Origin of the sequence: Acinetobacter sp. AS5, from assembly GCF_048957595.1 — a bacterium.
In the GTDB taxonomy this organism is placed as follows: Bacteria; Pseudomonadota; Gammaproteobacteria; order Pseudomonadales; family Moraxellaceae; genus Acinetobacter.
In genome coordinates this window covers 1-6,307 of the sequence record NZ_JARDAL010000089.1, presented here as the reverse complement: position 1 = coordinate 6,307, position 6,307 = coordinate 1, and the positions used below count along the sequence as shown (strand labels likewise).

The following is a 6,307-nucleotide window of genomic DNA, read 5'->3' as shown; positions in this document are numbered from 1 at the left end:
AGGACAAGCATCGTCATTTTATTATGGTCAGCCTCAGGGTGAAGTGTGTCTAATCAACAGGGTTTTCGGTCTCTAAGTACTTTTTAAAGGGAACATCATCGACTCAAATCTCTATTTGCAACAGTGCCAAGTATTTTGACTATACTGGTTTCCTCATAGATACCATACAATACAGACTGTACAGTTATGAGCTAATCAAGGAGGCCGCCATGCAACAACCCATTCAGGCCGCTATCTTCGGCCTCGGCATAACCGGAAGCAAGACAGCAGCCTTCCTGCTAGATCGAGGCATTCGCATCGTCGCTGCCGTCAACGCAACCAACTTCCTGGGACAAGATGTTGGGATCGCTCTCGGCCGATCTCCCATTGGGGTCGTGGTGACATCCGATGCCGAGGCTGCCCTGTCGCAAACACGTCCAGACATCGCGATTGTGGCCACCCAAAACGGTATTGAGGAAATTCTTCCTATCGTCAAGCGTTGTCTGGAGCACGGTGCAGACGTTATCACCATCGCTGGCGACGCTTATTTCCCTTCGATCGACAGTCATCAAGCAGCCGTGCAGGAATTGCATGCGCTGGCGCTTGCTCGCGGAAAAACAATCCTCGGAACTGGCGTCCAGGATGTCTTTTGGGACAACTTGCCGGTGTTGCTGTCAGGCGCTGCCCAAACCATCACCGGCATTCATGGCAGTACCTGCGCGCTGGCCGACGAGTACGGGGACTGGGTGCTGAAAGCCTTGCAAATTGGGGCATCGCCGGCGGCTGTCGCCAAGAGTGCACTACATCCTTTTTCCAGCGCGCTGATTGGCCCGCTGCACAACATCGCCCGCCAACTCGGCCTATCCGTGACAGACATCCATCAAACGGTAGAGCCTGTCGTGGCGAGACAGGACTTCGAGCCTGTATTGGCTGGACGGACGATACATGCAGGCCAAGTCGTCGGACTCAATGCCATCACCCGGCTGATAACCACCCAGGGCGTTACGCTGTCTGCAGGATTCATCAGCAAGTTGCGTGAAGTGGGTGACAGCGATTTCGTTGAATGGCGCATCGAGGGTACGCCCAACCTGCATGTACGTGTCGAAGATCGGCATGACATCGACACCACCAGCGCCACAGTAGTAAACCGTATCGCTGACGTCATTCAGGCGCCGCCCGGTTTCCTCACAGTCTCCGACCTGGCACCGTCCAGGTTCTCGCCCCACACATCAGCCATCACGGAGAACCGCACATGAGCACGCCCCATCCACATCGCTGGCTGCTGCTGGTGACGGTGGCAGCCGGTCTTCTGCTGGTCACGCTGGACAATTCGGTGCTCTACACCGCGCTGCCCACGCTCACCCACGAACTGCACGCAACGGCCACTCAGGGGCTGTGGATCATCAATGCCTATCCGCTGGTGATGGCTGGCCTTCTGTTGGGTACCGGCACGCTAGGTGATCGCATCGGCCACCGGCGCATGTTCTTGTTCGGGCTGGTGATCTTTGGCGTGGCGTCGCTGGCCGCTGCTTTTTCCCCCACGGCGTCGGCACTGATCGTCGCCCGCGCATTTCTTGCAGTGGGTGCGGCCGCCATGATGCCGGCCACACTGGCGCTAATTCGCGTCACCTTCGACGACGAGCGTGAGCGGAATCTAGCCATTGCGGTCTGGGGCAGCTTGTCGGTTGTCGGTGCCGCGCTTGGCCCTATCGTTGGCGGTCTTTTGCTGTCGCACTTCTGGTGGGGCTCGGTGTTTCTCATCAATGTGCCAGTGGTCGTCCTGGCCTTTATTGGCACGTTGGTCTTCGCGCCAAAAGGTGCCGTCGAACAGGGCAAGCCCTGGGATCTGCTGTCGTCGGTGCTTGCGCTGGTCACGCTGTCTGGACTCATCGTGGCCATAAAGGAAGTCGCGCATGCCGCGCCGTCTTGGCCTCTGGCATTCGCGGCGCTGGCTGTCGCCGTCGTCGGTGGCTGGTTGTTCGCGCGGCGCCAGGCCCGCCTGCCGTATCCCCTGCTGGACTTCGCGATCTTCCGCAACCCAGCCTTTACGGCTGGTGTGCTGGCAGCAGCCTTCGCCATGTTTGCCATCGGCGGCATGCAACTGGTCACAACCCAGCGCTTCCAACTTGTGGCAGGTTTCACCCCGCTGCAGGCGGGTCTACTGGTATCTGCCGTCGCGCTAGGCTCTTTGCCCACCGCGTTGCTGGGTGGTGCCTTCCTGCATAGGCTGGGCCTGCGTGTATTGATTGCGGGCGGGCTGGCTGCGGGCGCGACTGGCGCACTGGCTACCACCGCCGGCCTGCACCTGGGCCTGGGCTGGCTGCTGGCCGGCATGGTGCTCAATGGCGCGGGACTTGGAGCCGTGATGGCCGTCGCCTCCAGCGCCATCATTGGCAATGTGCCGCCCGCCAGGGCCGGCATGGCCTCATCGGTAGAAGAAGTGTCCTACGAGTTCGGCAGCCTGATCGCAGTTGCACTGCTGGGCAGTCTGTTGGGGGCGCTCTATTCAATGGGAATCAGCCTGCCCCCCGGCACACACGACGCTGCGCGAGATGGCATTACCCAGGCGCTGGAGATTGCACGCGCGAGTGAGCCGGTGAATACCGCACTGGTGGATGCAGCATCATCTGCCTTTGATCGCAGCTATCTAATCGTGCTGTGGGTGATTGCTGGCGTTCAGGCCATCGGTGCGCTGCTAACTGCCTGGCTGCTGCGCCATCACGGCCCAGGCACTGCTACTGCAACCCATTGAGCGAGGTAAGCCGCATGCGACCCAGCAACCGCAACAAAATTCTCGATGCCGCCATCCGCGTCGTCCACCGTGAGGGTGTGACCGGAATCACTTTCGAGTCAGTCGCACTTGAGGCTGGACTGACACGTGGCGGAATGCTCTATCATTTTCCGTCCCGCGATGCCTTGCTATTGGGCATCCATGAGCATCTGGCCTGCCAGTGGGAGACTTTGCTTGAAAAAGTAGCCGGCAAACCGGCGCACGAAGCCAGCGCGCAAGAGCGGATCGCTGCCTATGTGCAGGCCTGCACTGACGGTCGTTCCACTCGCGTCGAGCTGCAACTAATGCTCGAAGGCGCGACTCAGCCCGAACTGGCGGCTCCCTGGGCCGGCGTGCTGTCACGCTGGATTCCCGTGACAGAGGATGACGATGCCAACTTGGCAGCCATGTGGGTGGTACGGCTTGCAGCCGACGGGCTATGGGTACACGAACCCTTGCCAGCACGCCAATGGCAACCCGTATGCGCCGACGCATCGGTCGCATGCTGCTGGACATGATCCCAAAAGAAACCACATCGGGCCAGTCGGAAAAGGAGGGCAACGATGACGCAAGGAGATGTTGAACTGAAGGTGCTCCGCTTGCCTATCTATACAGGCGTAGTGGTGTCCTTGCTCGCCCTGATTGCCGCACCGCTGACTGGCTCGCAGGCCATTTTGCTGGACGGTTTCTTCAACCTCGTGTATCTCATTACAGGCATCTTCACCTACCGTGTCGGTACGCTGTTGCGGCGTGGGGCGAGCCGGCGCTTTCCGTTCGGCTACGCACCGCTGGAGCCCCTGGTCAATCTCATCAAGAGCCTGCTGATCGCGGGCGTCTCAATGCTATCGGTCTGGTACGCCACATCCAGCCTGTTTGAGGGAGGCACCGACATCAAATTCGGCGGCGCACTACTGTATGCCTTCGTGTCGGCCGCCATCACCATCGGCATGGCTGCCTATGTCTGGCTGCGCTATCGGCATATGAAAAGCCCGTTGGTGCAAGGCGATCTGGCCGCGCGAGCCATCGACGCATTGACCGCCTTCGGCGCCTTATTGGCCTTCGTGATCGCCTATCTGCTGCAAGCGTACGGCCATACGCAAGCGGCGCGTTACGTTGACCCGATCCTGACGCTGGCACTGGTTGCCATGACAGTCGGCATTCCCTGGTCGCTAGGAAAAGGGGCACTGGCCGAACTGCTGTACATGGCACCACCGCCCAGCGAAACCGATCCGATCGAGAGCAAAGTCCGACAAGCCTTGCAGGCGTTGCCACTCGCCGCGCTGGACATTCGCACCGTGCGCATCGGACGTTCCTGGGAGGTCATGATTCACGCACAACTGCAATCCGATGCTCACATGGATACGCATGCGGCCGACACTTGCCGCAAGTGCCTGGAAGCTGAATTGTTGAGCCAGCACAGTCAGCTTCGGCCGGTACTGGTGTTCTCGTACGACGCACCGGAACCGTTGCACTGATCTTGTTTGGATCACTTTACGTGCTTTGCCCGTCATCCTGTTGCGGCCATTCACGAGTCAAGTCCGGCTGCACGGGGCGTTCCAGATAGGTAGAGAGCACGATATAGGCGCGTGTGCCCACCACGCCCTTGATGCTGTAGAGATGTGACAGCAAGGCCTCCAACCCCTGCGCATCTGCGGTACGAACCTTCAACAGCATGGCCGTGTCACCGGCCACGGAGTGGATCTCTTCGACCTCGGGATGTGCGGACATCGCCAGCAGTTCCGGCGTTTTTCCCCAGCCGTGAGTATCGACGTGGACAAAGGCCAGCAGCGCCTTGCCCACTTCCTTGGGTTCCAGTAAAGCTGCCGTACGCCGAATTACACCCGTTCGGCGCAATCGCTTGACACGTTCGTGCGCGGCTGGCGCAGACAACGCGGCGCGCTGGCCCAGTTCGGCATAGCTGACCGTGGCGTCTTCCACCAACACGCCTAATAGTCTTCGGTCAATCGCGTCCACATATGGCTTCGGAACACCATTCCGCAGAATCTCATCTTTATTTGACGCCATTCTTATTTATCTCGTTTCATTCGATTTTAATGCGAATAATATAAATCAATACAGAATATTATTCATTGGTATTGAAATGCACGACACACACCTTCCGCGCTCCATCTATGTACTGACAGGGTGCATCGGAGTGATCGGCTCGAATTCGCTTGTGCTGGGGCCGATCGCACCGGAAGTAGCGTTATCGCTTGGCACTAGCGTGCCGACGGTCATGCTTGCTACAGCAGCATTCGGATTGGGCGCAGCCATCAGCGCCTTGTTGCTCGCGCGTCACATTGACCGATTTGGTGCGCATCGGGTACTTAAACTGACGATGGCCCTGTTGCCGCTGGCATTGATGGGCAGCGCCTTGGCACCCTTTGTCGCCATTCTGGTTGCTGCTCAGTTCCTGGCCGGTATGGCAACGGGCGTGGCAGTCCCCGCCATTTACGCCAGCGCTGCCGCGACCGCGCCACCCGGACGGGAGAGCAAGACCATCGGTATTGTCCTGACTGGCTGGACTTTGAGCATGGTGGCCGGAGTCTCACTAGCGGCCATCGTGGCCGATGCCATTCACTGGCGCGCCGTGTATGGAACAATCGCAGTGATGGCTGGGCTTGCGTGGGTTGCACTGCGCACCATCCCTTCACGCAGTAAGCCATCAGCCGCCTCAGCACCGCTGCCGCTGGCTGCGCTTGGCCTGGTGGGCATCAAGCCTCTGCTGCTTGCCTGTGCCGGCTCCATGATGGCGTTCTATGGTGTCTATGGCTATCTCGGGGATCATCTGCGACACGGACTGAATCAGCCGATCAGCGTCAATGGACTGGTTGCGCTCGTCTACGGGCTTGGCTTTGGCGGTGCAGCGCTATTCGATGGCCTCGCCAGACGCATAACGCTCGCGAGGCAGTTGACCATCGCACTGCTTTGCGTGGCCTCCACTTATCTGATGCTGGCCTGGCTCGGGCATAGCCTCGTGGCTATCTTGATGCTGCTCGGATTGCTGGGATTAACCAACCACTTTGGCATCAACCTGTTAATCGTGCGCCTGACGGCAATCGACTCAGCCAGGCGTGGAACGATTATGGGGTTGCACAGCGCAGTTACGAACTTGGCCGTGTTCGCAGGTACTGCCGGTTTCGGGCCTCTCTATGCCACGCATGGTTTTGCTGTTACAGCCTATGCTGCCACGGCACTGACACTGGCAGCCGCTCTTGCCAGCACTAGGCAGCGACGCGAACATACATCATCTCCAAAAATGACATCGTCGTGAGCAAAGGGGCCGAAGCCCCAACACTCACAATAGACCTTGTTCGGCAAATGATGTCGTTTCTGTACCGCCGACGATGATGTGATCCAGCACGCGGACATCCACCATTGCCAGCGCCTCCCGAAGTCGCTTCGTCAGCGACTTATCGGCTGCGCTTGGCTCGGGATTTCCGCTCGGGTGGTTATGAGGGCACTGTTGCAAATAGGGATCTGAGTCGATGATGTTCCCTTTAAAAAGTGCTTAGAGACCGAAAACCCTGTTGATTAGACACACTTCACCCTGAGGCT

Annotated in this window: 6 protein-coding genes and 2 pseudogenes; 6 read left to right on the top strand and 2 right to left on the bottom strand. The window is 58.9% G+C overall.

Going from position 1 to position 6,307, the window contains the following annotated elements; translation table 11 throughout:
• The 5 genes and pseudogenes from PV763_RS16840 to PV763_RS16820 all read left to right on the top strand — a co-directional run.
• Positions 1-76: pseudogene (locus tag PV763_RS16840) on the top strand (IS6 family transposase); the annotation flags it as partial.
• 133 nt (positions 77-209) lie between these two features.
• Complete coding sequence (locus tag PV763_RS16835; RefSeq protein ID WP_171265528.1) at positions 210-1,235, top strand: hypothetical protein; 1,026 nt, start codon at positions 210-212, stop codon at positions 1,233-1,235.
• Positions 1,232-2,731: an MFS transporter gene (locus PV763_RS16830; protein ID WP_171265529.1), complete on the top strand. Its 1,500-nt coding sequence runs from the start codon at positions 1,232-1,234 to the stop codon at positions 2,729-2,731. Before PV763_RS16835 ends, PV763_RS16830 begins: the two co-directional genes overlap by 4 nt.
• A gap of 14 nt (positions 2,732-2,745) precedes the next feature.
• Entirely contained in the window at positions 2,746-3,267 is a 522-nt protein-coding gene (locus PV763_RS16825) for a TetR/AcrR family transcriptional regulator (protein WP_171265530.1), read from the top strand.
• 45 nt (positions 3,268-3,312) lie between these two features.
• On the top strand, positions 3,313-4,224 hold the full coding sequence (locus tag PV763_RS16820) for a cation diffusion facilitator family transporter (RefSeq protein WP_171265531.1): 912 nt from the start codon (positions 3,313-3,315) through the stop codon (positions 4,222-4,224).
• A 16-nt stretch (positions 4,225-4,240) separates the two neighbouring features.
• On the opposite strand, the gene PV763_RS16815 is transcribed toward PV763_RS16820, so the two are convergent.
• Positions 4,241-4,687, bottom strand: coding sequence for an Lrp/AsnC family transcriptional regulator (locus tag PV763_RS16815; RefSeq protein WP_206232552.1), 447 nt, complete (start codon positions 4,685-4,687; stop codon positions 4,241-4,243).
• On the opposite strand from PV763_RS16815, the gene PV763_RS16810 reads away from it, so the two are divergent.
• Entirely contained in the window at positions 4,674-6,023 is a 1,350-nt protein-coding gene (locus PV763_RS16810) for an MFS transporter (protein WP_206232550.1), read from the top strand. The two genes, PV763_RS16815 and PV763_RS16810, sit on opposite strands and share 14 nt — an antisense overlap.
• A gap of 24 nt (positions 6,024-6,047) precedes the next feature.
• On the opposite strand, the pseudogene PV763_RS16805 reads toward PV763_RS16810, so the two are convergent.
• Positions 6,048-6,206, bottom strand: a pseudogene (locus PV763_RS16805) (JAB domain-containing protein); the annotation flags it as partial.
• Positions 6,207-6,307: the final 101 nt, after the last annotated feature.

Coding starts and splice junctions, on each gene's coding strand:
- PV763_RS16820 (WP_171265531.1), top strand. CDS start 3,313: ATGACGCAAGGAGATGTTGAACTGAAGGTGCTCCGCTTGCCTATCTAT.
- PV763_RS16835 (WP_171265528.1), top strand. CDS start 210: ATGCAACAACCCATTCAGGCCGCTATCTTCGGCCTCGGCATAACCGGA.
- PV763_RS16825 (WP_171265530.1), top strand. CDS start 2,746: ATGCGACCCAGCAACCGCAACAAAATTCTCGATGCCGCCATCCGCGTC.
- PV763_RS16830 (WP_171265529.1), top strand. CDS start 1,232: ATGAGCACGCCCCATCCACATCGCTGGCTGCTGCTGGTGACGGTGGCA.